Genomic DNA, 26,767 nt, shown 5'->3' on the forward strand with positions numbered 1-26,767 from the left:
TGGGGCCAGTGTGAGCCCCATCCACACACCCTGATACCAGGTTGCTGATACGGCCACGGCAAACGCCGCTAGCAGGTATTTTGAGGCTCGTGACAAACCCGCATTATGCGTGGTTGCCGCCAGAGATCAATTCGGCATTAATGTTCGCGGGCCCTGGCGCGGGACCGCTGCTCGCGGCCGCCGCCGCCTGGAGCGGGCTGGCCGGCGACTTGATATCGTCGGTGACGTCATTCGGCTCTGTGACCTCGGAACTAACCAGCGGCACCTGGCTGGGTCCGTCGTCGGCGGCAATGCTCGCCGTCGCGACTCAATACATGGCATGGCTTACGGCGGCGGCAGCTCAAGCCGAACAGGCCGCCGAACAGGCTACGGCCACCGCGACCGCGTTTGAGGCGGCGATGGCGGCGATGGTCCAGCCTGCAGTTGTCGCTGCCAATCGTGGCCTGGTGCAGGTGTTAGCGGCTACGAACTGGTTGGGGCAGAACGCCCCGGCGATCATGGATATCGAGGCCGCATACGAGCAAATGTGGGCGCTGGATGTGGCGGCGATGACCGGCTACCACTTCGATGCATCAGCGGCCGCAGAACAACTGGCGCCCTGGCAACAAGTTCTGCGAAACCTCGGTATCGACATTAGTAAGAACGGCTTCAACCTGGGCTTTGGCAATACCGGCAGCGGAAACATCGGCAACAACAACGTCGGCAACTACAACCTGGGCAGCGGCAATACCGGCAGCGGCAATGTGGGTGTGGGAAACACCGGGAGCAGCAACCTGGGCAGCGGCAATACCGGCAGCGGAAACCTGGGCTTCGGCAACCTCGGCGACAGCAATATCGGGTTCGGCAACACCGGCAACAGCGCTTTCGGAATGGGCTTGACCGGTGATCACCAGGTCGGCTTCGGCGGCTTCAACTCGGGTTCGGACAACGTCGGGTTCGGCAACTCAGGTACCGGGAACACCGGCTTCTTCAACTCCGGCAGCGGCAATACCGGCATCGGCAATTCAGGCTCCCTCAACACTCGCCTAGGGAACTCGGGGATCGCCAACGCAGGCTTCGGCTATACCGGCACCATGAACTCGGGCTTTTGGCAGCCAGACGTATACGACTCCGCTATGGCGTCCCACGCGGACTCAGGCCTGGCAAGTGCGAGCAGCTACTCCACTGGCGGTTTGGGCACCGCCGCCATGAGCACGGGCATCCTCGCCTCCGCTATGGCGAACACGGGCGGCATCACACCCGGCCTCGCGAACGTCCTCAACTCCGGTCTGACCAGCGCGTCGGCCGCCTCCCCAACCGGCGCCCCCGGTAGCGGCTTTGAATCAGCCAACCCCAATACCGCCAGCTCTAATGCGGCCAGTAGCCCAGCTGCTAACCCGAGCCTGCGAAGCGCTGGCGCCGGTTATGGGGGCCTCGTCAATTCGGGCACCCAAGACTCCGTGCAACGCAGCACCGGTGCCCGCGAGCCAGGCACGGTCAGCTCAAGTCCGGCTGGCCAGACCATCCCGAAGTCGAACTTCTACCAGACGGGCAACCGCGATGGGGCTGAGCCCAGCGAGGACATCAAAGAGCCAGTCCGGACGGAGTAACGCGCTCACCCCTCCCCGACAGCACTGCCGTAGCACTTATCCTCGAATTCATGGGCGCTAAGAAGGTCGACCTCAAGCGACTGGCCGCTGCTTTGGACGACTACCGGTACGCCTATCTAATCACTGTCGATGATGACTACCGCGTCCACACTGTGACCGTCGAACCGGTACTGCGGGATCTCCCAGGCGGCCCCGAGGATGCGCGGGCGATCATCGATGTCGGGTCCATTGGGGGACGCACCCGCGACAACCTCGGCCGCCGCAGTAGCGTCACTCTGCTCTGGCCCCCGGGCGAGCCCGGGGGCTACTCGCTGATCGTCGACGGGCGCGCCCAGGCCTGCGATTCCAAGGCAGACGTGCAGCAGCTGCCCGCCGGATACGGTGTAGTGCCCACCCGAGCACTGCTGCATCGCGACGCCGCTCCAAACTCCCCCGCCGCCGCAAAAGGCTGCCTGCATGACTGCGTGGTGTTCTCCGAACCCTCCGGCCCCTAGAGCCGACACAAGAAAGCCCGGCCCCAACGGGACCGGGCTTTCTTGCTGTCGAATTCTTCCGGACTTAGAAGTCCATACCGCCCATGCCACCGGTTGGGTCTGCTGCAGGAGCAGCGGCCTTCTCCGGCTTGTCGGCAACAACGGCCTCAGTTGTCAGGAACAGCCCCGCAATAGAGGCGGCGTTCTGCAACGCAGAGCGCGTCACCTTGACCGGGTCGGCCACGCCAGCCGCGAGCAGATCCTCATATTCATCGGTCTGCGCGTTCAGGCCGCTGCCCGCTGGCAAGTTGCGCACCTTCTCGGCCACCACGCCGGGCTCCAGCCCAGAGTTGAACGCAATCTGCTTCAGCGGAGCTTCCAGCGCCACACCGACGATGTTCGCCCCGGTGGCCTCGTCACCAGACAGCTTCAGCTTGTCCAGCGCAGGAGCTGCATGCAGCAGAGCGACGCCGCCACCGGCGACGATGCCCTCCTCCACGGCGGCTTTGGCGTTACGCACCGCGTCCTCAATGCGGTGCTTGCGCTCCTTCAGCTCGACCTCGGTGGCGGCACCCGCTTTGATCACGGCTACACCGCCGGCCAACTTTGCCAGGCGTTCTTGCAGCTTCTCGCGGTCGTAATCGGAGTCGCTGTTCTCGATCTCAGCGCGGATCTGGCTGACCCTTCCGGCGATGGCGTCGGTGTCGCCAGCGCCCTCGACGATGGTGGTCTCGTCCTTGGTGATGACCACCTTCCGGGCCTTCCCCAGCAGCGCCAAGTCGGCGGTCTCCAGCGAGAGGCCGACCTCTTCACTGATGACCTGGCCGCCGGTCAAGATCGCCATGTCCTGCAACATTGCCTTGCGTCGGTCGCCGAAGCCAGGAGCCTTGACCGCTACCGACTTGAAGGTGCCACGGATCTTGTTGACCACCAGGGTGGACAACGCCTCACCCTCGACATCTTCGGCGATGATCAGCAGCGGCTTGCCACCCTGGATGACCTTCTCGAGCAATGGCAGCAGATCCTTGACGGTCGAGATCTTGGAACTGACCAGCAGGATGTAGGGGTCCTCGAGGACCGCTTCCTGCCGGTCTGCGTCGGTCACGAAGTAGCCGGAGATGTAGCCCTTGTCGAATCGCATACCCTCGGTGAGTTCGAGCTGCAGGCCAAACGTGTTGGACTCCTCGACGGTGATAACACCTTCGTTGCCGACCTTGTCCATCGCCTCCGCGATCAGGTCGCCGATCGATTGGTCACCAGCCGAAATCCCCGCGGTGGCCGCTATCTGCTCCTTTGTCTCAACCTCTTTGGCCGACTTGAGCAGAGTCTCGGTGACTTTCTCGACCGCCTTCTCGATACCGCGCTTGAGGCCGAGCGGGTTAGCACCCGCCGCAACATTGCGCAGGCCTTCACGAACCAGCGACTGCGCCAACACCGTGGCTGTCGTCGTGCCGTCGCCGGCGACGTCATCGGTCTTCTTGGCGACTTCCTTGACCAGCTCGGCGCCGATCTTTTCGTACGGGTCCTCCAGCTCGATCTCCTTAGCGATGGACACACCATCGTTGGTGATCGTGGGAGCACCCCACTTCTTCTCGAGGACGACATTGCGGCCCTTGGGGCCCAACGTCACCTTTACCGCGTCGGCGAGGCTGTTCAGACCCCGCTCGAGGCCGCGACGGGCCTCTTCGTCGTACGCAATTGTCTTGGCCATTGCGAAGTGATTCCTCCGGATTGGGAATGAAACGGGGTCACCGGGTATTAGGCCACCCCATTACTTACGCTGGCCGGGCGCAGTGCCCGCGACGGACGACCAGAGCTGCCGTGGAGCCACGACAATGCCTAGCCTCACCGTCCCGACCTAGCACTCGCCGGTCGCGAGTGCCAACGTCATTCTTAGCACTCGCCTATGCCGAGTGCAAGGTCACCCAGGGCACGATGCGCGCCCTACAGCGCCGCACCGAATAGCCCGCCAAGCAACGCCCACCTACCCGGGTCGAAATTCGGCGCGACATTGGCGCCACTGGATGCCTATCGCTTGCAACGCCTCCCTACCCAGACCAATGCCAACCGCATGGACGAGCGTGGCCCACCCGCTCTGGGCCAGACCCAACGACCGCCAGGGCAGTCAGAATCGAAGACCGCTCGAAAACTGGCGCACCACCGGCACTGGTCGCAGCTGCGCGAGGAATGGCCAGTGGCGTGCGCACGCCGCTAACGTTCCACGGCGCACTAGATGACCGGACCCGATGACGGATCACGCAGACCAGGATCAAACGGAACCAACCTCACCACGGAGATGTCGCGAGTGGGGAAATTTCTCGCTACATGTGACGCTCTCGCGCCGCTTTCGCCTGTCTCGACGCAGCCTAAGCTCGCCGTGACCATCTACTTTTACGCACTTTCGCCGATGTTCTTTGCCCTTCCGAGCTATCAAGATCGATGACGTACGGGGGCGAACGCAGGACCCGTTTTCAAAAGTTCGTCGGCTCAAACGTGCGCCAGCCAGGTCTCAGATGGAACACAGCAGTGACAAGCGATCCCGCAAGAAGAACAGGACGATTTCTCCGGGCGGCCCAAACCGACGGTCCGAATGGGCGGATCAACCCGCCGAACCGGAAGCGTCAACAGCTAGGCCGGCAAACCATCGCTGCTCGGGCCGGCCATCGCTGTTCGGGCCGGTCGGAAACCCTTAAGCGAGCTGTTCTCACCTAGCCTCCAACGCCTACTCCATCATCGACAATGCACGTGGGATATGACGAAAGGACGCCGCGATGACCCGGCCTAGCTCACATTGGCGTGACGACGTCGATCCCGACTACGACGGAGAACCCCCTGCCAAATGGCCCCGATTTGATAACGGGGCCAGCTCGGTTTTTATCGATCCAACAGCCGACCCGAATCTAACCACAGAAGAAGACGACTGGGCAGTTGTCGACTTCGGAGCCGATGGCAACCTCCACTCCGTCCAAGCGTCATCACATGAACTGTTTCAACAGCGGAAATCCGCAAAACTCGAAGCCGAGTTTCGAAGCATCGACCAAGAACCAGACCAAACAGGTATGGATTGGATCGCCGAGGGCGGCTCCTACCCGGGTGGAGCCGCCACTTCGAGCCAAATATTATTTGATCAAGAACGCGTCGAGCAAAATCTATCGGATTTACAAAACACCATTGATAGAGCTCGTGATATCAACGCCGAAGCTAGACAACTGACAGGATCCTCGGCCGAGACCTCGCAGGGTCAACTTTTCGATGCGCACGAGCAAACGGCACAACCACTGATTAGCCGGAATGAAAAAACTATCGACATGGCTAGCCAAGCGATTCAAATCGTAAGACAACATACCGACGAAGTTATGGAGACCGACAGAAACAGAGCGACACAATTCTAGAGCCCCGGCGATGGCGATACGCGCCACTGTGAACTAAGGACGTTTCACTGCCACCGGCTTTGCCCGGGTCGATCTTGACTCGGCGGATTTCAGACCCCCGGTGGTTGTAGGTGTCAAGTCTGCGGGTTGCCCAGGCTTTCGGCTTGACCGCGAGGGCCGCAAAAGCGCCGAGAGAGGGCCGCTATCTCGACGGGCCGCAAGACAGCGAAGACGTTTGCCGCGCAGCTCCCTTCTCCTGCAGGCGTTAGGTCGCCCAATCCTCGGAACTAACGGTCACTCGGTCATTCGGATCTACGTAGTGGTAGATAACCGGGTAAGCGCCATCGTCAGGTCGAGATGTGGGGCATGACCTGTGCCCACAGATTGGAGCCGGGTAGTGAGAGTTGATGGATCGGACAGACCTCCCTTGAAGAACCCACCGGCACCAGCGTCGAGGTTTGCGGTGTCGATAATGAACGCGTGGGGTCTGCCATGCGGTCCGTAGCGGAACATCAGCGCGTCGTCACGGAAATGGTCCGCACCCGCCCGGCGATCATGGTTCCGCTGTCCGAGGCCCAAGGTCTAGTGCTAGCCGACGACGTAGTCGCGCAGCTGTCGCTTCCGGTGTTCGATAACTCCGCGATGGACGGCTACGCGGTGCGCGCCGAGGAAACCTCGGGGGCGACATCGGAACATCCGGTGGTGCTGCCGGTCATCGAGGATATTCCCGCTGGCCGCACCGACGATCTGACACTGCAACCGCAGTCGGCGCACCGGATCATGACCGGGGCGCCGCTGCCGGCCGGGGCAAACTCCGTTGTTCCGGTCGAGGCCACCGACGGTGGCATGCAGTCAGTGACAATCTGGCAGCAGTCCACCCTCGGCAAGCACATCCGGCGGGCCGGCGAAGACGTCGCCGCCGGTACTACCGTGCTGCACAAGGGCCAGATCGCGACGCCCGCCGCGCTCGGCCTGGCCGCAGCGCTGGGACGGGATGAGCTGACCGCCATCCCGCGGCAACGGATCCTGGTGGTCTCCACCGGGTCAGAACTGGTGCAACCCGGCAGTCCTCTAAGACCGGGACAGATCTACGAGTCCAATGCAGTCATGCTGGCCGCCGCCGCGCGCGAGGCGGGCGCCGACGTTGTTGCTGCGCCAACCACCAGCGACGATGTCGCGCAGTTCGGGGCGGTTCTGGACCGGTATGCCGCCGATGCAGACCTGATCATTACCAGCGGCGGCGTCAGCGCCGGCGCCTATGAAGTAGTCAAAGACGCATTTGGCCGCGAAGGTTTTCAAGGCGGCCGGGCCGTGGAGTTCGTGAAAGTAGCGATGCAGCCGGGGATGCCGCAAGGCACCGGACACGTGGCCGGCACACCGATCATCACCCTGCCCGGCAACCCGGTTAGCGCGCTGGTGTCTTTTGAGGTGTTCATCCGCCCCGCGCTCCGAATGGCCATGGGGCTGCCAGATCCGCGACGACCACAACGGGGCGCGGTGCTCACCGAGTCGCTGACATCGCCGCAGGGTAAGCGCCAGTTCCGGCGCGCAGTGCTCGACACCACCCCAGCGGGGATGAGCCAAGTAACCAGCTACGGCCCACCAGCGTCACACCATTTGCGCTGGTTGGCGTCGGCCAATGCGCTGTTGGACATCCCCGAAGATGTCGTGGAGGTATCCGCCGGAACCGAGTTGCTGGTCTGGGATCTGAGCTAAGTCGGCAGAGCGGCACTCTCGCGGGGAAACCGCTTCGGCGGTTCTAGCCGACAACCCGAAGTTCCAAACCAGCAGTGGCGCGCCGCCGGCATGCCTTCCGTAAGATAACCGCGTGGCACGACGCCCTCGCCGCCGTTCCGTCAAGGAAGGCCCCGCACACCTGCTCGAGTTGGTGAGGTCCACCGTTCCTCCAGTCCACCCGGCCGGGCTGCCCTTCATCACCGCCGGCCTAGCCGTGGCCTCGGCTGGCGTGGTGAGTCAGGCCGCGACTGGACGTGACCACCGTTGGCTACGTCGGGCAGGCCTGCTGGCTGCAGGTGCCTGCGCGGGTTTCTTCCGTCACCCCCCACGCGTCCCGCCCAACCGCCCGGGCGCCATCGTTGCACCGGCGGACGGCGTGATCTGCGTAGTCGACTCCGCTGCCCCGCCCGCCGAAATCGACATGGGTGACCTACCGCTACCTCGGGTCAGCATCTTCCTGTCGGTGTTCGACGCCCACGTACAGCGGGCCCCAGTCAGTGGCGAGGTCATCGCCGTACAACACCGACCAGGCCGTTTCAGGTCCGCCGATCTGCCCGCAGCGAGCATCGACAATGAACGCAACAGCGTTCGACTGCGCACGGCCAGCGGCGCTGAAGTAGTCGCGGTGCAGGTAGCCGGACTAGTAGCACGCCGCATCGTGTGCGATACACACGTCGGAGACAAGCTGTCGATCGGAGACACCTACGGCCTGATCCGGTTTGGCTCCCGGCTGGATACCTACCTACCGTCGGGCACCGAACCAGTCGTGCAAGTCGGCCAGCGCGCTGTTGCCGGCGAGACTGTGCTGGCTGATCTGCCATGATCCGCAAGCCCCGAACCAAGCGAGCGGTAAACCTCCAGATCCTGCCCAGCTCAATGACGGTACTGTCGATCTGCGCAGGGTTGACCTCGATCAGATTCGCCCTTGAGTATCAGCCGAAAGCCGCGATGGCGCTGATCGCCGCGGCCGCCATCCTCGACGGACTCGACGGCCGGGTGGCCCGCATCCTCGACGCCGAGTCGCGGATCGGTGAGCAGATCGACTCACTGGCTGATGCGGTGAACTTCGGTGTGGCACCCGCGGTGGTGCTTTACGTCACGATGCTGTCCGGCTCACCCGCCGGCTGGATAGTCGTCCTGCTGTACGCGGTGTGCGTCGTGTTGCGGCTAGCCAGATTCAACGCGCTGCTCGACGACGGGACCCAGCCTGCCTATGCACGGGAGTTCTTCGTCGGGATGCCCGCACCGGCGGGCGCGGTCGCGATGATCGGTCTGATGGCCGCCCAAATGCAGTTCGGCGATGGGTGGTGGACGTCGACGTGGTTTCTTTGCTTCTGGACAGCAGGAACCTCGATGCTGATGGTCAGCGGAATCCCGATGAAGAAAATGCATGCCGTGTCGGTTCCACCGAATCTGGCTGCCGTATTGCTGGCGGTGCTGGCGATCTTCGCCGCGGCCGCATTCCTGGCTCCCTACATCCTGATCATGGTGATCATCGTCGCCTACGTCTGCCACATTCCGTTCGCGATCCGCAGCCAGCGATGGCTCGCCGCACACCCAGAGGTGTGGGACGACAAGCCCAAACAGCGGCGCGCCGTGCGACGCGCGATCCGCCGCGCGCAGCCACACCGCAGGTCGATGGCGCGGCTGGGTCTGCGTAAACCCAGCAGAGGCTGAGATGAGTCGCCCTAGCGACGAAACCGGCCGTCCGGGCCCGGGAAGCAGCAGGGCAATTGAAGCGGGCCCGCCCTCCGTGCCCGGGCCAGCACGCCAACTCACCCTCACAGCTCGGCTGAACACGTCTGCTGTCGATACGCGCCGTGGTGTCATCCGTCTGCACCCGAACGCCGTTGCTGCCCTCGGCATCCGCGAGTGGGATGCGGTGTCGTTGACTGGGTCGCGCACTACGGCGGCGGTAGCGGCAGTGGCCAGCAAGACCGCTCCTGTCGGCATAGCGCTGCTGGACGACGTCACCCTGTCGAACGCTGGGCTGCGCGAGGGAACGGCCGTGCTCGTCAGCGCGGTCACGGTCTATGGCGCACGATCGGTGGCTTTGAGCGGCTCAGCACTGGCCACCCAGTCCCTGTCGCCAGCGACTCTGCGCCAGGCCTTGCTGGGCAAGGTGATGACCGTCGGCGATGCAGTGTCGCTGTTGCCCCGCGATCTAGGCCCCGGAACGTCGACCTCGGCAGCGAGCAGAGCGCTGGCGTCGGCAGTCGGAATCAGCTGGACCTCGGAACTGCTGACCGTCACCGGCGCCGACCCTGGCGGCCCGGTCAGCGTCCAGCCTAATTCGCTGGTCACCTGGGGCACCGGCACTGCGCCCACGACTGTGCAGTCCGCTGCAAAAGCGGTCAACGTCGCGAATCCGCCCATCAAAGTCGATGACCTCAAGGGCACGCAGGTGCAGACCAACAAACTCGCTGAATGGCTCAAACTCGCCCTCGACGAGCCACACCTGCTCAAGAGCTTGGGCGCCGCCACCATTCTGGGCGTGTTGGTTTCAGGTCCAGCCGGCGTTGGCAAAGCGACATTGGTGCGCGCGGTGTGCGCCGGCCGCAGGCTCGTAGAGCTGGACGGACCTGAGGTCGGCGCGCTGGCGGCCGAAGACCGGCTGAATGCGGTCGCGGGCGCGGTGGCGGCGGTTCGCGACGGCGGCGGCGTCTTGCTGATCACCGATGTTGACGCCTTGCTGCCATCGACCAGCGAGCCGGTCGCCGCACTAATTCTTTCCGAGTTGCGCACCGCAGTGGCCACCGATGGCGTGGCGCTGATCGCCACCTCCGCACGTCCCGATCAGCTCGACAGTCGCTTGCGCGCGCCCGAGTTGTGCGATCGGGAGCTGGGCGTGCCATTGCCCGACGCCGCCATCCGCAAGGCGTTGCTGCAGGCACTGTTGAAGCAGGTGCCCACCGGCGACCTTGATCTCGACGACATTTCTAGCCGCACCCCAGGCTTCGTCGTCGCGGACCTGACCGCCTTGCTCCGCGAAGCAGCCCTGCGCGCAGCGTCGCGGGCCAGTGCGGACGGCTGCCCACCGGCACTCAACCAGGACGACCTCGTGGGTGCGCTGACCGTCATCCGCCCGCTGTCCCGCTCCGCGAGCGAAGCGGTGGTCGTTGGCCTCCAGACCGGAAATGTCACGCTCGACGATGTTGGCGATATGGCCGAGGCCAAACAGGCTCTGACCGAAGCAGTGCTGTGGCCACTGCAGCACCCCGACACCTTCGCCCGGCTGGGAGTCGACCCGCCGCGCGGGGTCTTACTGTACGGCCCACCAGGATGCGGCAAGACGTACGTGGTCCGTGCGTTAGCCAGTACCGGACAGCTCAGCGTGCACACCGTCAAAGGCTCTGAGCTGATGGACAAGTGGGTGGGCAGCTCCGAGCGGGCGGTACGAGACTTGTTTCGCCGGGCCCGCGATTCCGCGCCGTCGCTGGTATTCCTCGATGAGCTTGACGCGCTGGCCCCCCGGCGCGGTCAGAGTTTCGACTCCGGCGCAAGCGATCGGGTGGTAGCCGCGCTGCTAACCGAGCTGGACGGCATCAACCCGTTGCGAGACGTGGTTGTGCTGGGCGCTACCAATCGGCCCGATCTGATCGACCCGGCTCTGCTGAGGCCAGGGCGACTAGAACGGCTGGTATTCGTCGAACCCCCTGACGCTGCGGCCCGCCGCGAAATTCTGCGCACCGCCGCACAGTCGATCCCGTTGAACGCCGACGTCAACCTGGACGTAGTGGCTACCAAACTCGACGGTTACAGCGCGGCCGACTGCGTGGCGCTGCTGCGAGAGGCGGCCCTTACCGCGATGCGGCAATCTATCGACGCCACCGACGTGACTGCTGCCGACATGGCAGCGGCTCGAGCAACCGTTCAACCCTCTCTGGACCCGGCGCAGGTGGCATCGCTGCGCACGTTTGCTGATAGACCGTAGCGCTGGCCGCATGGTTGTCCGTGCACGGTAGCCGGGCGGATACTCCACCCTGCTTCCGGCCCACATGAAATCGTCTGCCGCCAGGTAAATTCCGCAAGCACTGGTTCGCTACACACGGTTGCTGCCCACCGGCCCGACCCGGTCGGCCGGTAGACTGCCCGGCGAAATGGCCCCTCGGGCCAACACCCCGCTTTGCGCTCTTAGCCGAGGGCTCATCGCAGACCCCATCGGAGTGCCGTGCTAGCGATTCTGCTCGCCCACGCGGCAGCCGCAGCACTGGCCCCAGCACTGGTGCGCAGATGGGGTCGGATTGGGTTCTATCCGCTCACGCTGGTTCCACTTACATCGCTGGCCTGGGTCGTGCTGAACTGGCCAAGATCGCCGACCGGTGACCATCGTGTCGTGGTGTCCTGGGTGCCCAACCTGTCGATGGACATTGCGCTGCGGTTCGACAACCTGGCGGCGATCATGAGCGTGCTGGTTCTCGGTATCGGCGCGCTGGTGCTCTGCTACTGCGCCGACTACTTCGACCACCGGGACGGTGGCGCCGAAAACCGGCTGCCCAGCTTCGCCGCCGAGCTGGTCGCGTTCTCCGGAGCCATGTTTGGTCTCGTCGTCGCCGACAACATGCTGGTGCTTTACGTGTTCTGGGAGCTCACAACGGTGTTGTCGTTCCTGCTGATCGGTCACTACGCTGAACGCCTCATCAGCCGCCGCGCCGCCACCCAGGCCCTGCTGGTAACCACCGCCGGCGGATTGACCATGTTGGCCGGGATCATCATTGTGGGTCTTGCCGCCGGCAGCTTTCTGCTATCCGACGTACTCGCCGCTCCTCCTTCGGGGACAGCGGTTACCGTCGCCGTACTGCTGGTGCTGGTCGGCGCGATGAGCAAGTCTGCGATCGTACCGTTGCATTTCTGGCTGCCGAGCGCGATGACTGCACCGACACCGGTGAGCGCTTACCTGCATGCTGCCGCGATGGTCAAGGCCGGTGTGTACGTGATCGCCCGGATGACGCCGGGTTTCGCCGATTCTCCGGGATGGCGGCCGACTCTTCTGGTCCTCGGTGCGGCCACGATGCTGCTCGCGGGCTGGCGCGCAGCCCGCGAAAACGACTTAAAGCTAATCCTCGCGTTCGGCACGGTCAGCCAACTCGGGCTGATCACCGTGCTGGTCGGCAGTGGGGGGCGCGACCTGATGCTGGCCGGTTTAACCGTGTTGTGTGCACACGCGATGTTCAAAGCGGCGCTGTTCATGGTCGCGGGCATCATCGACCACGCCACCGGCACCCGCGACGTCCGCCGGCTCGCCTGGCTCGGCCACCGCTGCCCCTGGCTATTCGTGATTGCGGCCGCGGCCACCGCCAGCATGATTGCGCTGCCGCCGTTTCTTGGATTCGTGGCCAAAGAAGCCAGTTTCGCGGCACTAGCGCACAGCCCCACCCTCGGTATGGCGGCGCCATACGTGCTCGGCGTGATCGCGGTTGGCTCGGTGTTCACCACGGTCTACGGTGCGCGTTTCCTGTGGGGCGCCTTCGCGCGCAAGGGCACAGCCAGCCCCAGCGGCCCAGTGGCCGGCCTCCACCAACCCACCGCAACATTTCTGGCAGCGCCAGCGATTCTGGCTACGGCGAGTCTGCTGTTCGGCGTGGCGCCGACGCAACTGGGTCGCACAGCAGGCAGCTACGCCGACGCATCCTTTGCCGCCGCCTCACGTGAAGGCGAGAACGGATACCGACTGGCGCTGTGGCACGGCCTGGATCTTCCACTGTTGTTGTCGGCGCTCGTCCTACTGACCGGAACAGCGATATTCGTAGCGCGTACCCGGCTGCGCCGCCCCCAACTCGGCTGGCTGCCACTGCGCAACGCTGATCGCGTCTATGACGCGGCGATGCGGGCGCTGGATGTGGTTTCAGTGCGGTTGACGGCAATCACGCAGCGTGGCTCGATTCCCGGCACCCAATCGGTAATCCTGTGCACGCTGATCCTGGTGTCGTCGGCGGCGCTGTTGTCGGGTGCCCGCGACCGGCCAGAGTTCCGGCTCTGGGATACCCCACTGCAACCGATACTCGGAGTGCTGCTGCTGGCCGGTGCGGTGGGCGCCACGATGATGCGCAACCGGCTGGCCACTGTGCTGATGGTTGGTGTCACCGGCTACGGCTGCGGCGCGGTGTTCGCCTTCCACGGCGCGCCCGATCTCGCGTTGACGCAGTTTTTGGTGGAGACAGTGACACTGGTGATCTTCGTGCTGGTCCTAAGGACGTTGCCCGCCGAGGTCGATCAGGATTCCGTCGGCCGGCACCGACTCCCCCGGGCTCTGCTGGCGCTAGCGGTCGGCGCCACCGTCACTACACTCGCGGCGTTCGCGATGGCCGCGCGAACCGACCGCTCAATCGCGACTTTGCTGCCCGCCGCTGCACACGCCCGCGGACATGGCGCCAACACGGTCAACGTCCTGCTGGTCGATATCAGAGCATGGGACACACTCGGTGAAATCTCAGTGCTACTCGTCGCGGCGACCGGTGTCGCCTCAATGGTGTTCCGGCACCGCCGGTTCGGGGCGGCACCACGGATACCGCAATCCGGTCAGCCCGACCAACCTCAAAGCGGGCAAAGCCCACCGACCCCATATAGCCCAGCCGTCGGCGACACCACCTGGCTGCGCGGCAGCGACTACCGCGATCCCAGATACAGGTCGTTGGTCTTAGAAGTCACCACGCGGGCCATTTTCCCGATGATGATGGTGGTCTCGGTGTACTTCTTCTTCTTCACCGGCCACAACACTCCCGGAGGGGGTTTTGCCGGCGGCCTGATGGCCGGGCTCGCGCTGGTACTGCGCTACCTGGCGGGCGGTCGCTACGAGCTCGGCGAGACATTGCCGTTGGACGCGGGCAAGGTCCTGGGCGCTGGCCTGGGTTTGTCCGCCGGAACCGCGATCGGGTCAGTGCTGTTGGGTGCGCCAGCGCTCTCCTCAGCGGTGGTGCAGATCGAGATACCGGTCCTAGGCCATGTTGAGTTCGGCACCGCGTTGTTCTTTGATCTCGGCGTGTACCTCATCGTGGTCGGGCTGGTGCTCGACGTGCTGCGCAGTCTCGGCGCGCACCTCGACGAGCAAGTCGCCGCCCGGGAGCCAGCGCCGGAGGTGCGGGTGCAGTGACAGTCTTTTTGGTTCCGTTGATCGCGATCGGCGGCCTCACCAGCTGCGGGGTGTACCTGCTGGGTGGCGTCTTAGGACTGGTGTAAAAACGCTGGGCGCATGTTCCTGGTGGTCATGTTACGCGGCGGTGGTGTCGGTCGTGGTTGTTGTGGTGGGGGGATGCAGTGGGCGGGGTGGCTCGAGCAGTTGGTGGCGTAGTTCTTGGAGGTGGCGGCTGGTCGCTGATGTTTGGGTGACTCCGCGCCAGCCGCGGCTGGCGCGGTCGAGGACGGCCCATACCAGCGACAGACAGCTGGTTTCGCCGGGTAGGCGGCCGATGACCTTGACCCGGCGACGGGATTCTCCGAAGGTGCGTTCGATGAGGTTGGAATGGCGGATGCGTGTCCAGTGTTGGCGGGGGAAGCGCAAATGCACGCTCAGCGAGGCGAAGTCGTTGGCCAGGCAAGCGACCGCGGCTGGGTAGAGCCCGCGGTATGTGGTGGTGAACTCCTCGGCGCGGCGGGTGGCTTCATCCACGGCCTGCTGGCCGGGTGGCTGGTCAATGTCATCGAAGATCGACCAGAACGCGGCTTTGATCTCGTCCTGGACCGCGACAGGTGTCTTGGCGATGACGTTACGGCAGCGATGGATCAGACACCGCTGACGCAGGCTTGCCGGAAACGTGGTCTCCCATGCGGCGATCAGGCCCGGCGCCCCGTCGGAGATGCCCAGTAGCGGCGGGCGTAGTCCCCGGTTCCTCAGGTCAGCCAAGAAGTCGGCCCACGCATCAGCCGACTCCGCTGCGGCTGGGGCCAGCCCAATAAACAGGGGCTTGCCGTCGGTGCAGATGCCCCAGGCGGCCAGCACCGGCTCGGCCGGGGCGTTGGGATGCATCCGAAAGTTCGAGGCATCCAAGAACAGGTAGTCCAACACCAGCTCATCAAGGCGTCGAGACGACCACGCAGCGAACTCGTCTTTGATGGCCGCACAAATCCGGCTCACCGTCGAGCGCGACAACGCCGCCTGCGAGCCCAGCACCTCGGCCAACGCGGCCTCGATGTCGCGATCCGACAAACCGCGCACCCATCCCGAAATCACCAACGCCTCCAGAGCGTGGGTGCGCGTCACCCCGGCACCGAATAGCCGCGAACAGAACCGCTCGTCGGTGTCGCGTAGTTTCGGGCGGCATAATTCGACCGAGCCCATCGTGGTCTTCACCGTCGCCGGCGGTTGATACCCATTGCGGTACCCGCCCGGGCCGTCCTGAACCCGACGCTGGTGACGGGCTCGGCCCAACACTGCTTCTACCTCGGCCTCCACGGCGACCTGAAACACCAGACGCACCGATAACCGCCCGACCTCCTCCAAAATCTCGGTCAACGGCCGCTCGGTCGCGGCGAACAACTGATCCATCTCAACACGCACACGCTCAATCGGCGATACTCGCTTGGTCACGGGCGTAGCCCCTCCTTCATAGCTTTCGTCGGTTGCGACGGAACCTACGCCCGTGACCATTTACACCAGCGATGAGACGCGACCACCTGCTGCTGGAACGCAATCTGACCCGCATGTTGCTGGGATTGTTGCTGATCGGCAACGCGATAAACCTGTTGATCATCACCGTTGGTGGGCCTGCCGGCAATCCTCCGATCCAGGACCGTGACAGCACCGGCAAGGCCGCCACAGCTGACCCCTTGGCGCAAGGCATGGTTCTGACCGCCATCGTGATCACCATGGGCGTCGCCGCATTCGTTCTTGCGTTGGCCTACCGCGCCTACCAACTGACCACCGCAGAAGCACTGCACAACGACCCCGAGGACACCAGGGTCTCGCGACTGTCCAGCAAAGAGGCCGCCGCGCCCGATACCGACCCAGCCGAGCCATACCCTGACACCGACGAGCCCGACGAGTTGGACGCCGTGCCTGGTCATCGGGGTTCGCGATGATCGCATCGAATACTCTGGCCACCGCACTCATCCCGTTGCCGGTGCTGGTACCGATGAGCGGCGCGGCGGCTAATCTGCTCGCCGGCCGGCGACCGCGGCTGCAACGCGGGGTCACACTGACTGCTCTTGCAACGATCGTCATTGTCTGTGCAGCGCTGCTGTACCTAACGGATCAAGCAGGCACCCTCGCCCTCAACGTCGGAGGCTGGGGTCAGACCGAGCCCGGGATGGGTCCGCTGGGCATCACACTGGTGCTGGACCGGTTGTCGGCGCTGATGTTGATGGTGTCGTCGATTGTGCTGCTGGCGGTGGTGGTCTATGCGATCGGTCAGGGCATTCGTGACGGCGGCGAACGTCAGCCAGTGTCGATATTTCTGCCCACCTATCTGGCCCTAGCCGCGGGTGTGTGCTTGGCGTTTATGGCCGGTGACCTGTTCAATCTATTCGTCGGGGTCGAGGTGCTGCTCAACGCCAGCTTCGTATTGCTAACCATCGGCGCCAGCGCCGAGAGGGTGCGCGCCGGGATCGGCTACGTGATGGTCTCGCTGGTGTCGTCGATGATCTTCCTCTTCGGCATCGCGTTGGTCTACGCCGCGACCGGCACGCTGAATCTGGCTGAGCTGGCGCTGCGCGTAGGCACCCTCAGTGCAGGCACCCGCAGCGCAATACTCGCGGTGCTGCTGGTTGCGTTCGGCATCAAAGCCGCGGTCTTCCCGCTGTCTGCTTGGTTGCCGGACTCCTACCCCACCGCGCCGGCGCCAGTGACCGCCGTGTTCGCCGGAATCCTCACCAAAGTCGGCATCTATGCGATCATCCGCGCGCATTCGCTGCTGTTTCCCGGCGCCGCGCTCGACGGTGTGCTCCTGGTGGCGGCATTGCTGACCATGATCGTTGGCATCCTCGGCGCAATCGCGCAGAGCGATATCAAACGCCTGCTGTCATTCACCCTCGTCAGCCATATCGGCTACATGGTGTTCGGCGTCGCGCTATCCAATCGGATGGGCATGTCGGGCGCCATCTACTACGTAGCCCACCACATCATCGTGCAGACCACTCTCTTCCTGGTGGCTGGGTTGATCGAACGCCAGGGAGGCGCTTCCACTCTGCGACGTCTCGGCGGACTCGCGGCCAACCCACTGCTGGCCTTCCTGTTCCTGGTTCCGGCGTTGAACCTTGGCGGCATCCCACCGTTCTCGGGGTTCATCGGCAAAGTGGCGCTGCTGCGCGCCGGCAGCGCTGACGGGTCAGTGCTGGCCTGGCTGCTTGTGGCCGGCGGGTTGCTGACCAGTCTCCTAACCCTGTATGCGGTGGCGCGGGTGTGGACCAACGCGTTCTGGCGTCCCCGGATCGACGCCCCAGAAGGTGATCTGGTCGCCCGCCGCGCCACTGCTCTGCTCAACACAGGCGACGATGATGTGGCGTTCGGCGACCAGGACGATGTCGGGCGAATGCCAACCACGATGATCGCCCCGACAGTGGCCCTGATCGTCGTCGGGCTGGGACTCACAGTTCTGGCTGGGCCGATCTTTGCCTACAGCGAGCGTGCTGCGGGCGAGGTGCTCGACCGCAGCCACTACATCTCGACGGTGCTGCCCCGCGATGGAGCCGGGCGGGCCGCTCAAGCCAGAGACACCTCCGACTTTCCGGGGAGTACCGGACCATGAATCTCAGCGGACCAGCGATGCGGGCGGCCGTGCTACGGACCGCGATCTTGATCGCCTTGACCGCGGTGTGGGTGCTGCTGTGGGACGTCTTGTCGGTCGCTACCGCACTCAGTGGCCTGTTGGTGGCGGTGGCGATCACGACCTTGCTCCCGATGCCACCGGTGCCGGTGCAGGGTAAGGTTCATCCGCTGTCTCTGCTGCGGCTGATCTTGCGAGTCGCCTGGTATCTCGTGGTCGCCAGTGTTCAGGTGTCGTGGCTGGCCGTGCGGCTGGGGCCGCCGCCACCCACTGCGGTGCTGCGAGTACAGCTATCGATCAAGTCTGATCTGGTGCTGGTACTCGCCGTTAGCCTCTTGACGATGATTCCGGGATCGATCGTGCTAGAGATCGATCAACTTCGGCGGGTGATCTACCTGCATGTAATCGACGTTGGATCGGCTCGTTCCATCGAGAGATTCCACCGTCAGGTCGCTGAGGTGGAGCAGCTTCTAGTAGCAGCTTTCGAACGAGACGCGGACTGGCGACCGGCACGACCGCAGGAGGCCGCATGAACGGTATCTGGGTAGTCGCCGGAGTGTTGCTCGGCGGCGCGGCGGTCATCACCTTGGTCCGTCTGCTGGCCGGTCCCAGCACACTCGACCGGCTGGTCGCGCTCGACACGCTGATCGCTGTGACGATGTGCGCGATCGGCGCCTGGGCGGCATCCAGTCTCGACAGCACGGCGACCTACAGCCTTGCCGCGATGGCGCTGATCAGCTTTGTCGGGTCGGTGAGCGTGGCCCGGTTCCGAGTTCCCGAGGTCGCGTCTCATCGCTGGTGTAAATGGTCACGGGCGTAGGTTCCGTCGCAACCGACGAAAGCTATGAAGGAGGGGCTACGCCCGTGACCAAGCGAGTATCGCCGATTGAGCGTGTGCGTGTTGAGATGGATCAGTTGTTCGCCGCGACCGAGCGGCCGTTGACCGAGATTTTGGAGGAGGTCGGGCGGTTATCGGTGCGTCTGGTGTTTCAGGTCGCCGTGGAGGCCGAGGTAGAAGCAGTGTTGGGCCGAGCCCGTCACCAGCGTCGGGTTCAGGACGGCCCGGGCGGGTACCGCAATGGGTATCAACCGCCGGCGACGGTGAAGACCACGATGGGCTCGGTCGAATTATGCCGCCCGAAACTACGCGACACCGACGAGCGGTTCTGTTCGCGGCTATTCGGTGCCGGGGTGACGCGCACCCACGCTCTGGAGGCGTTGGTGATTTCGGGATGGGTGCGCGGTTTGTCGGATCGCGACATCGAGGCCGCGTTGGCCGAGGTGCTGGGCTCGCAGGCGGCGTTGTCGCGCTCGACGGTGAGCCGGATTTGTGCGGCCATCAAAGACGAGTTCGCTGCGTGGTCGTCTCGACGCCTTGATGAGCTGGTGTTGGACTACCTGTTCTTGGATGCCTCGAACTTTCGGATGCATCCCAACGCCCCGGCCGAGCCGGTGCTGGCCGCCTGGGGCATCTGCACCGACGGCAAGCCCCTGTTTATTGGGCTGGCCCCAGCCGCAGCGGAGTCGGCTGATGCGTGGGCCGACTTCTTGGCTGACCTGAGGAACCGGGGACTACGCCCGCCGCTACTGGGCATCTCCGACGGGGCGCCGGGCCTGATCGCCGCATGGGAGACCACGTTTCCGGCAAGCCTGCGTCAGCGGTGTCTGATCCATCGCTGCCGTAACGTCATCGCCAAGACACCTGTCGCGGTCCAGGACGAGATCAAAGCCGCGTTCTGGTCGATCTTCGATGACATTGACCAGCCACCCGGCCAGCAGGCCGTGGATGAAGCCACCCGCCGCGCCGAGGAGTTCACCACCACATACCGCGGGCTCTACCCAGCCGCGGTCGCTTGCCTGGCCAACGACTTCGCCTCGCTGAGCGTGCATTTGCGCTTCCCCCGCCAACACTGGACACGCATCCGCCATTCCAACCTCATCGAACGCACCTTCGGAGAATCCCGTCGCCGGGTCAAGGTCATCGGCCGCCTACCCGGCGAAACCAGCTGTCTGTCGCTGGTATGGGCCGTCCTCGACCGCGCCAGCCGCGGCTGGCGCGGAGTCACCCAAACATCAGCGACCAGCCGCCACCTCCAAGAACTACGCCACCAACTGCTCGAGCCACCCCGCCCACTGCATCCCCCCACCACAACAACCACGACCGACACCACCGCCGCGTAACATGACCACCAGGAACATGCGCCCAGCGTTTTTACACCAGTCCTAAGACGCCACCGTTCCCGATACTCGGCGGGACGAGCCACAGTGAATACAGTCGATCTGGTCGCCGGTGTGTTGGTGTTGGCCGGCTGCTCGTTGGCCCTAACCGCAGCCATCGGAGTGGTTCGATTCCCCGACACCTTGTCGAGGATGCACTCCGCGACCAAACCTCAGGTGCTCGGCTTGCTGCTGGTGTTGGCCGGAGCCGCGATCCGATTACGCGGCGACCACGACGTCGGCATGCTCATCCTTTCCGGAATATTCACCGTGATCACTGCCCCGGTGGTGGCGCATCGCGTCGGGCAATTGGCCTATCGAGAGCAGCAGCCGCAACGCTCTCGCACGGTCGATCAGCTACGGCCCAATGCCCGAGACGAACAAGACAGCGGCCAAGACCCCCGTCGTTAGCGGCCTGCTATCGCAGACCATTTCCGAGCAGAAGAGACCGTGCTCACTTGGTGAGCCTCATCGCGGCAATGGAACCTTCGCTGCGCTTGACCGCGCACGCCACCCGGTGAACTTGACGCAGGTCGCCGTGCCGAATGCCGGCAAGCACGTGGCCGCGTTGTCATGGTGACAGCTCGAACTCCACCATGTCGGCCACCGAGTCCACCGCCTCGCTGAGCGCGGCCAGCCGGTCCGCCGCCGAAGGCGACGACAACACCGCGTAGCGGTCGGTGGGCCCCATCGGGATCCGAGAGGCCAACGCGAATAGACGCTCCGCCGTTTCACCGGTGGCCCCCCGCGGGTAGCCAAGCAACACGTCGTGGCCCGGCAGCCGAGCGCCGCGAGCGGTTGCGATCCGCTCAAATAACGCCAGAACCCGGTCCTCCACAGCACGCAGCTCCGAATCTCTTACCTGCTGTCCCGGCTCGTCGGGCCAGACCCGCACGATCGCGCGCGGGAAAGGATCGTCGGGTAACCAGTCGCACACCCGGATCCGTTCACCCGTCCGACAGCGCAACGAATACCGACCCGAACCGTGGTCGACCCAGTCCTGAATCCTGGTCAATGTGCCAACGTCGCAACGCATTTCTCCGCCACCGACCTCTCGGCCGCGCGAGATGAGCACAACGCCGAACGGATCGCCGCTGCCGACGCAATGCTGCACCAGCGCGCCATAACGGGGTTCGAAGATGCTTAGCGGTAGATCCTCGTTCGGCAGCATCGCCGACTCGAGTGGAAACATAGCCAGCTCAACTGGCTCGGAGGCGCCCATGGCTAAATTTCTAGTTCACCAACCAGTGCGTCGACAACGGCGCGCAAGTCTCCGTCATGTTCCTCGGCGACCCGGCGCTGTCGTTGATAGGACGCACCATCACGGCAAATGTCGAACACCGCGGCCAGTTCATCCGTGCAGTTCAGAGACTTCGCGACCGGCTCCAGCCGGGTCAGAAGGTCAGCGACATCATCAGTTACCAGCCGCTCGTTACTATCGTCGTCGCGGATGATCACCGCGTCCAGACCGTAGCGGGCGGCACGCCACTTGTTCTCCTGCACATGCCAGGGCGGCATCGTCGGCAGCGTCTCGCCAGCGTCGAGACGACGGTCCAGGTCCACGATCAGACAATGGGTCAACGCAACCAGAGCGCCGAGCTCACGCAAATTGGATACGCCGTCGCAAATCCGTACCTCCAGCGTGCCCAGATGCGGAGAAGGTCTTATATCCCAACGGATTTCATCCATATGGTCGATGATGCCGGTCTTCTTCTGATCGTGCACGAAGCCTTCGAATTCCGCCCAAGTCTGGAACTGGAACGGCAAACCGGCAGTGGGCAACTGCTGAAACATCATCGCCCGATTGCTGGCGTATCCGGTGTCCTCGCCGCCCCACCACGGTGAGGAAGCCGACAACGCCAACAGATGCGGATAGTAGTTCAACAACGAGGTCATGATCGGCATCACTTTGTGCGCCGAACGAATCCCGACGTGAACGTGCACCCCCCAGATCAGCATCTGGCGTCCCCACCACTGGGTGCGCTTGATCAGTTCTGCGTAGCGCGGCGCGTCGGTGAGCTGCTGGATAGACCACCGCGCAAACGGATGAGTACCCGCGCAGAACAACTCCATTCCACGATCCCGGACGATTCGACGCGCAGGACCTAAGTTGTCGCGCAGATCCTCGATCGCCTCTGCGGCGGATTCACAGATTCCGCTGACAACTTCGACGGTGTTGCGCAGCAACTCCTTATGCACGCGCGGGTTTTCACCTAGTTCGGCGATGACCGCGGTCGCCTCATTGCTCAGGTCGCGGGTCTGCGCGTCGACAAGAGCGAACTCCCACTCCACACCAACGGTAGGCCTTGGCGAGCGGGCAAAATCGATTCGGGTGCCCGCTGTGGCGGCCGGCGGGCTAGCCGGCACCGATGACACCGCACGCCACTCGCTTGCCGGCGTCGCCAGTGCTCATCGTCGTCTCATCGGGACCCGGTGTCCCGTCGACCTGCGTGTAGCGGTCCGTTGGGATGTTGGCGAAGTTGTCGGCACCGGCGTGAACGATAATCGCCGTCTTTTGACCGGTCACCAAGTCGTCCATGGTGAACGCGTCCGTGGTGGTAACCAGCGTCGCAGCACCATCCTGGCGTACCTGCAGTGAGGACAAGTCACCACTGGTGGCACTCCCGGTGCCGTGGCCAGACACATGAAGGTGTCCGCCGGCTGACAAGAAATCACCCGACGCTCCGCCGGTTGGGGCGACCGAGTTGGGCTCACACTTGCCCACCTCGTGGATGTGCACTCCGTGGAAACCGGGCGTGAGCTGACCCACGCCGGTCGTCTCGATGGTGATCGTGGCGTACCCGTCGGCGAACTCGAACTTCGCCGTCGCAACCTCGGTGCCGTCTGGCGCCTTCAAGCGGGTGGTCAGGCCCTGCGGCCCGAGCGAATCCTGCTCAGGCATCGAGTTCCCCGACGAGGAAGGTGATCCCGTCCAGACCGAAGGTGTGGTGCCCGGCGACGTCGCTGGAGGCTGATTCGGTGTGCACGCGCTCAACAACGCGACGCACGTAGCGACGGACAATACCGACGTAGCGGCAGCGGCGACATTGCGGTGACCGGCGAGCATTGGCATAGCCAGAGCCTAACCTGACGACCCGAAACGCATTTAGCCGGCCGAAACGGCACGCTGTGAACGCACCGCACGGTCACCGAGCAGAGTCGAGAACGGCCTCACCTTGTCACGACGACTATCACCCCGGGCGGCTGGTCGGCGAGGCCAGGGACTCGCTCCAGGACCGGAGCTCCCAGCTTTTGCCCCACCGCTTCCGCAGTGGCCCGCTCCCCCTCGGCATCACCGAAGTACACCGTCGTTGCGGAGACATCGGGCAGCGTGAGGTTCCCGACTTCAGTGACGTTGAAGCCAGCATCCTTCAGCTCGTCTCCGGTGCGTCCGGCTGCCCCGGTCACCTCCGAGATGTTGAACACGCGTACCTCGGCTTGGGTCTTCGGCGGTTCAGTTTTTCTGATGGTGGCGGCAGTGGTCGTTGTGGTCACGGTCGGCATGCTCGACACCGCAGCCGAATCGTCGTCGGAATCTCCGGAACCTAGCGCTTGCCAACCAAGCAACAAGAAAATGACGCCAAGGAACAGCAGCACCATAACCATGGCCCGTAGAGGAAGCCCCGAAGAGTCGGGTACACGCTCATTCATCGAGCCCACTGTAGCCAGGAGAGACCCAAAACCTGCAAAGGCACGAAGTCGTCAGGTCACCTCAAAACCAAGTCGCCGCGCAGCCCGTGCCTTCTGACGACTGGCACGAAGCCGGCGCAGCCGCTTAACCAGCATCGGGTCGGCAGCCAGCGCCTCCGGCCTATCGACCAACGCATTCAACACCTGGTAATAGCGCGTAGCCGACATCGAGAACAGCTCTTTGATGGCTTCTTCCTTGACACCCGCGAACTTCCACCACTGACGTTCGAACCCAAGGATGTCATGTTCGCGACGGGTCAACCCGTCAACGATTTCAGAGTCGTCCCCCGGTCGATTTGCCCGCGCCATGGCGCTGTCCATATCGCTTCCCTGGACCCTTTCGGCGATTTCCCAAACTGCTTGAATGACTTGACTTACATAGGGGCATGTTTCGGCGAATATTGAACCACGGCGAGATGCCTTGAGTCGTAACCCAGGCCCGCGAGTCGGCCTATTGGCTTGGATTACCTTGCTAGCCGGTCTTCTGACAGGTCCGGTCCCGCCTCCTCCGCACGCCGCATAGCGGCGCGCCCACACCCCCCGGGGTCGGCGCGCCCAACCCGACCGCCCGCCTCCTCCGCACGCCGCATAGCGGCGCGCATCGTCGGCGCGCCTAAGCTAACCAACCATGGCAGTAGTACCCATCCGCATCGTGGGCGATCCCGTATTGCACACTCCCACGACGCCAATTTCGGTCGCAGCCGACGGATCACTACCGACGGATCTGAGCGAATTGATCTCGACGATGTACGAAACCATGGACGCCGCCAACGGCGTCGGCCTGGCAGCCAATCAGATCGGTTACGGACTGCGGGTGTTCGTCTATGACTGCGCTGACGACCGCGCGTTGTCCAACCGCCGCCGCGGCGTGGTAGTAAATCCGGTCCTGGAAACCTCGCACATCCCCGAGACGATGCCCGACCCGAACTCTGACGACGAAGGTTGTTTGTCGGTTCCCGGCGAGTCATTCCCCACCGGACGTGCCGACTGGGCGCGTGTGACTGGACTCGGCGATGATGGCAGCCCGATCTCCGTCGAAGGCACCGGCCTCTTCGCGCGGATGCTGCAGCACGAGACCGGGCACCTCGATGGTTTCCTTTACCTCGACTGCCTGATCGGCCGACACGCCCGCAGCGCGAAACGGGCCGTCAAGTCACACGGCTGGGGCGTTCCCGGGCTGTCCTGGACGCCGGGCGAGGGACCCGACCCGTTCGGTCACTAATGCCCATCCTGCCGCGCGTCGGGACCCGGGTGGCGGTGCGTTACCGCCGCCCGCACGGGGCCAAGCCACCGCTGACCGACGCGGTGGGGCACCTCCTAGCCACTGCTCCCATGGTGCAGGTGCGGACGAAAAACGGGGACGTGGTCGAATTCGCGCCGGCGGATGTGTTGACCGTGCGCCGATTGACCGACATTCCGGTGCGCAACTCACAGATCCGTGCGGTAGAGCATGCCGCGGCGCTAGCTTGGCCTGGCGTCGAGCAACAATGGCTGGACGGCTGGCTGCTGCGCGCGGGCCATGGCATCGACTACCGCGCCAATTCTGCAATACCACTGGATATTTCAGCCCGATCCGACACCGTGCCGGCGATCATCGACTGGTACTTAGAGCGCGGAGCCACCCCTCGTCTGGCCATCCCAGACCGGCTGCTGTCATTGCCCGCGGATGCGCCAGCAGAATGCGAGACCCGCATGCTGGTATGCGATCTGTCGAGCGTCTCGCTGCCGTTGCAGTACGCCTCAAGCGCGACGCTGGAGCCACGGCCGAACAACGCCTGGCTGGCCTGCTACGCAGGCGATCTGTCGGTCGACGTGTTGACCGCAGTCGTCGATGGCGAGGTCGCGTTCGGCTTGCGGTCGGACGCAGCAGTCGCGCGGGCGGCCGTAACAAAAGCACCGGACGGTACTGCCTGGGTAGGATTGTCCGCGCTGCGGATACGCGAAGAATCGCGCGATCATGCCCACGCACTGTCCGCTGCGCTGCTGTCCTGGGGTGTTGAGCGCGGTGCGACCCACGCCTATGCGCAGGTCGCTGAAGACTGCCGCGACGCCGCGGCTACGCTGCCTGCTCTCGAATCCTTGGGTTTCATCGCCCAGCACCGCTGCAGATACCTTTCGGCCACCTGGTTGGCCGAACATAGGCTATAGGACATGCGCGACGGCAACCTGCGACTGGCTACCTGGAACGTGAACTCGATTCGCGCACGACTAGATCGCGTCGCCGATTGGCTTGCGCGAGCAGATATCGACATACTGGCGATGCAGGAAACCAAGTGTGCTGACAGCCAGTTCCCTAGCCTGCCGCTCCTCGAACTCGGCTACGAAGTTGCCCACGTCGGCTTCAATCAGTGGAACGGAGTGGCGATCGCTTCCCGCGTCGGCCTCGACGATGTGCAGATTGGCTTCGACGGTCAACCGGGCTGGAGCAGCACTCCAGAGGTCGCCGCCACCACCGAAGCCCGGGCAATGGGCGCCACCTGCGGCGGCGTGCGGGTTTGGAGTCTGTACGTGCCCAACGGTCGCGCGCTCGCCGATCCCCACTACGCATACAAATTGGATTGGCTTGCCGCGCTGCGTGATACGGCAGACGGTTGGCTACGCGACGACCCCGCCGCTTCGATTGCGCTAGTCGGCGACTGGAATATCGCACCAACCGACGAGGACGTCTGGAGCACCGAATTCTTTGCCGACTGCACGCACGTCTCGGAGCGGGAGCGCAAGGCGTTCAACGCCTTTGCTGACGCGCAATTCACCGATGTAGTACGGCCCTTCACCCCGGGCCCCGGGGTCTACACCTACTGGGACTACACCCAGCTGCGCTTCCCGAAGAAACAAGGCATGCGCATCGACTTCATTCTCGGGTCGCCGGCGTTTGCGAGCCGAGTCACCAGCGCACAGATCGTCCGCGACGAGCGCAAAGGCAAGGCGCCCAGCGACCACGCACCGGTGCTGGTCGAGTTCGTTGACTGCTCCCCCGCATAAATGCGGGGGAT

General features: G+C 64.1%; 24 protein-coding genes. 17 read left to right on the top strand and 7 right to left on the bottom strand.

From position 1 onward, the window contains the following. Positions 1-89: 89 nt before the first annotated feature. Both ACO07W_RS08745 and ACO07W_RS08750 read left to right on the top strand, forming a co-directional pair. Positions 90-1,589 carry a PPE family protein gene (locus ACO07W_RS08745; RefSeq protein WP_421842428.1) on the top strand — a complete coding sequence of 500 codons (1,500 nt, stop codon included), beginning with the start codon at positions 90-92 and terminating at the stop codon, positions 1,587-1,589. A 50-nt stretch (positions 1,590-1,639) separates the two neighbouring features. Continuing rightward, the gene (locus tag ACO07W_RS08750) at positions 1,640-2,083 is read left to right on the top strand and encodes a pyridoxamine 5'-phosphate oxidase family protein (protein WP_421842430.1); all 444 of its coding nucleotides are present in this window, start codon (positions 1,640-1,642) and stop codon (positions 2,081-2,083) included. A gap of 64 nt (positions 2,084-2,147) precedes the next feature. On the opposite strand, the gene groL is transcribed toward ACO07W_RS08750, so the two are convergent. Beyond that, positions 2,148-3,773 carry a chaperonin GroEL gene (gene groL, locus ACO07W_RS08755; RefSeq protein ID WP_421842432.1) on the bottom strand — a complete coding sequence of 542 codons (1,626 nt, stop codon included), beginning with the start codon at positions 3,771-3,773 and terminating at the stop codon, positions 2,148-2,150. A gap of 1,060 nt (positions 3,774-4,833) precedes the next feature. Here groL and ACO07W_RS08760 point away from each other — a divergent pair. The 6 genes from ACO07W_RS08760 (at position 4,834) to ACO07W_RS08785 (ending at position 14,260) form a co-directional block, all read left to right on the top strand. After that, positions 4,834-5,454 carry a hypothetical protein gene (locus ACO07W_RS08760; RefSeq protein ID WP_421842434.1) on the top strand — a complete coding sequence of 207 codons (621 nt, stop codon included), beginning with the start codon at positions 4,834-4,836 and terminating at the stop codon, positions 5,452-5,454. Positions 5,455-5,925: 471 nt separating this feature from the next. Next, the gene (gene glp, locus ACO07W_RS08765; RefSeq protein WP_421842436.1) at positions 5,926-7,149 is read left to right on the top strand and encodes a gephyrin-like molybdotransferase Glp; all 1,224 of its coding nucleotides are present in this window, start codon (positions 5,926-5,928) and stop codon (positions 7,147-7,149) included. A gap of 112 nt (positions 7,150-7,261) precedes the next feature. Beyond that, the gene (locus ACO07W_RS08770) at positions 7,262-7,993 is read left to right on the top strand and encodes a phosphatidylserine decarboxylase (RefSeq protein WP_421842438.1); all 732 of its coding nucleotides are present in this window, start codon (positions 7,262-7,264) and stop codon (positions 7,991-7,993) included. Further along, positions 7,990-8,847 (top strand): CDP-diacylglycerol--serine O-phosphatidyltransferase, encoded by an 858-nt coding sequence (gene pssA / locus ACO07W_RS08775; RefSeq protein WP_421842440.1) that lies wholly within the window; start codon positions 7,990-7,992, stop codon positions 8,845-8,847. Before ACO07W_RS08770 ends, pssA begins: the two co-directional genes overlap by 4 nt. Position 8,848: 1 nt before the next feature. Continuing rightward, the gene (locus ACO07W_RS08780; RefSeq protein WP_421842442.1) at positions 8,849-11,104 is read left to right on the top strand and encodes an AAA family ATPase; all 2,256 of its coding nucleotides are present in this window, start codon (positions 8,849-8,851) and stop codon (positions 11,102-11,104) included. Positions 11,105-11,341: 237 nt separating this feature from the next. Then, positions 11,342-14,260 carry a Na+/H+ antiporter subunit A gene (locus tag ACO07W_RS08785; protein WP_421842444.1) on the top strand — a complete coding sequence of 973 codons (2,919 nt, stop codon included), beginning with the start codon at positions 11,342-11,344 and terminating at the stop codon, positions 14,258-14,260. A 117-nt stretch (positions 14,261-14,377) separates the two neighbouring features. Here ACO07W_RS08785 and ACO07W_RS08790 read toward each other — a convergent pair whose 3' ends face one another. Then, positions 14,378-15,652, bottom strand: a complete 1,275-nt coding sequence (locus tag ACO07W_RS08790) for an IS256 family transposase (protein WP_421840071.1) — start codon at positions 15,650-15,652, stop codon at positions 14,378-14,380. 113 nt (positions 15,653-15,765) lie between these two features. Between ACO07W_RS08790 and ACO07W_RS08795 the strand changes: the two genes are divergently transcribed. The 6 genes from ACO07W_RS08795 to mnhG all read left to right on the top strand — a co-directional run bounded on the left by ACO07W_RS08795 (position 15,766) and on the right by mnhG (position 20,495). After that, positions 15,766-16,185: a Na(+)/H(+) antiporter subunit C gene (locus ACO07W_RS08795; RefSeq protein ID WP_421842446.1), complete on the top strand. Its 420-nt coding sequence runs from the start codon at positions 15,766-15,768 to the stop codon at positions 16,183-16,185. Then, positions 16,182-17,849: a Na+/H+ antiporter subunit D gene (locus tag ACO07W_RS08800; protein ID WP_421842448.1), complete on the top strand. Its 1,668-nt coding sequence runs from the start codon at positions 16,182-16,184 to the stop codon at positions 17,847-17,849. Before ACO07W_RS08795 ends, ACO07W_RS08800 begins: the two co-directional genes overlap by 4 nt. Further along, the gene (locus ACO07W_RS08805) at positions 17,846-18,400 is read left to right on the top strand and encodes a Na+/H+ antiporter subunit E (RefSeq protein WP_421842450.1); all 555 of its coding nucleotides are present in this window, start codon (positions 17,846-17,848) and stop codon (positions 18,398-18,400) included. Before ACO07W_RS08800 ends, ACO07W_RS08805 begins: the two co-directional genes overlap by 4 nt. Then, the gene (locus ACO07W_RS08810; RefSeq protein ID WP_421842452.1) at positions 18,397-18,687 is read left to right on the top strand and encodes a monovalent cation/H+ antiporter complex subunit F; all 291 of its coding nucleotides are present in this window, start codon (positions 18,397-18,399) and stop codon (positions 18,685-18,687) included. The genes ACO07W_RS08805 and ACO07W_RS08810 overlap by 4 nt, the downstream gene beginning before the upstream one ends. Positions 18,688-18,773: 86 nt before the next feature. Then, complete coding sequence (locus ACO07W_RS08815; RefSeq protein WP_421840071.1) at positions 18,774-20,048, top strand: IS256 family transposase; 1,275 nt, start codon at positions 18,774-18,776, stop codon at positions 20,046-20,048. 84 nt (positions 20,049-20,132) lie between these two features. After that, the gene (gene mnhG / locus ACO07W_RS08820; protein ID WP_421842454.1) at positions 20,133-20,495 is read left to right on the top strand and encodes a monovalent cation/H(+) antiporter subunit G; all 363 of its coding nucleotides are present in this window, start codon (positions 20,133-20,135) and stop codon (positions 20,493-20,495) included. A gap of 160 nt (positions 20,496-20,655) precedes the next feature. On the opposite strand, the gene ACO07W_RS08825 is transcribed toward mnhG, so the two are convergent. The 5 genes from ACO07W_RS08825 to ACO07W_RS08845 form a co-directional block, all read right to left on the bottom strand. Next, the gene (locus ACO07W_RS08825; RefSeq protein ID WP_421842456.1) at positions 20,656-21,306 is read right to left on the bottom strand and encodes an LON peptidase substrate-binding domain-containing protein; all 651 of its coding nucleotides are present in this window, start codon (positions 21,304-21,306) and stop codon (positions 20,656-20,658) included. A 2-nt stretch (positions 21,307-21,308) separates the two neighbouring features. Continuing rightward, a complete protein-coding gene (locus tag ACO07W_RS08830; RefSeq protein WP_421842458.1) occupies positions 21,309-22,460 on the bottom strand; it encodes a glutamate--cysteine ligase in 1,152 nt (383 codons plus the stop codon). After that, on the bottom strand, positions 22,441-23,157 hold the full coding sequence (gene sodC, locus ACO07W_RS08835) for a superoxide dismutase[Cu-Zn] (protein ID WP_421842460.1): 717 nt from the start codon (positions 23,155-23,157) through the stop codon (positions 22,441-22,443). Before sodC ends, ACO07W_RS08830 begins: the two co-directional genes overlap by 20 nt. Before the next feature lie 98 nt (positions 23,158-23,255). Then, positions 23,256-23,735, bottom strand: coding sequence for a LytR C-terminal domain-containing protein (locus ACO07W_RS08840; RefSeq protein ID WP_421842462.1), 480 nt, complete (start codon positions 23,733-23,735; stop codon positions 23,256-23,258). Positions 23,736-23,786: 51 nt separating this feature from the next. After that, complete coding sequence (locus tag ACO07W_RS08845; protein ID WP_421842464.1) at positions 23,787-24,095, bottom strand: DUF3263 domain-containing protein; 309 nt, start codon at positions 24,093-24,095, stop codon at positions 23,787-23,789. Between the two features lie 307 nt (positions 24,096-24,402). Between ACO07W_RS08845 and ACO07W_RS08850 the strand changes: the two genes are divergently transcribed. From ACO07W_RS08850 to ACO07W_RS08860, 3 genes are read left to right on the top strand one after another with little or no spacing between them, the layout of a single operon-like run. Beyond that, positions 24,403-24,996 (top strand): peptide deformylase, encoded by a 594-nt coding sequence (locus ACO07W_RS08850; protein ID WP_421842466.1) that lies wholly within the window; start codon positions 24,403-24,405, stop codon positions 24,994-24,996. Then, entirely contained in the window at positions 24,996-25,922 is a 927-nt protein-coding gene (locus tag ACO07W_RS08855) for an N-acetylglutamate synthase, CG3035 family (protein WP_421842468.1), read from the top strand. Before ACO07W_RS08850 ends, ACO07W_RS08855 begins: the two co-directional genes overlap by 1 nt. An 18-nt stretch (positions 25,923-25,940) precedes the next feature. Next, positions 25,941-26,756 (top strand): exodeoxyribonuclease III, encoded by an 816-nt coding sequence (locus ACO07W_RS08860; protein WP_421845888.1) that lies wholly within the window; start codon positions 25,941-25,943, stop codon positions 26,754-26,756. Positions 26,757-26,767: the final 11 nt, after the last annotated feature.

This window comes from Mycobacterium sp., assembly GCF_965230835.1.
In the GTDB taxonomy this organism is placed as follows: Bacteria; Actinomycetota; Actinomycetes; order Mycobacteriales; family Mycobacteriaceae; genus Mycobacterium.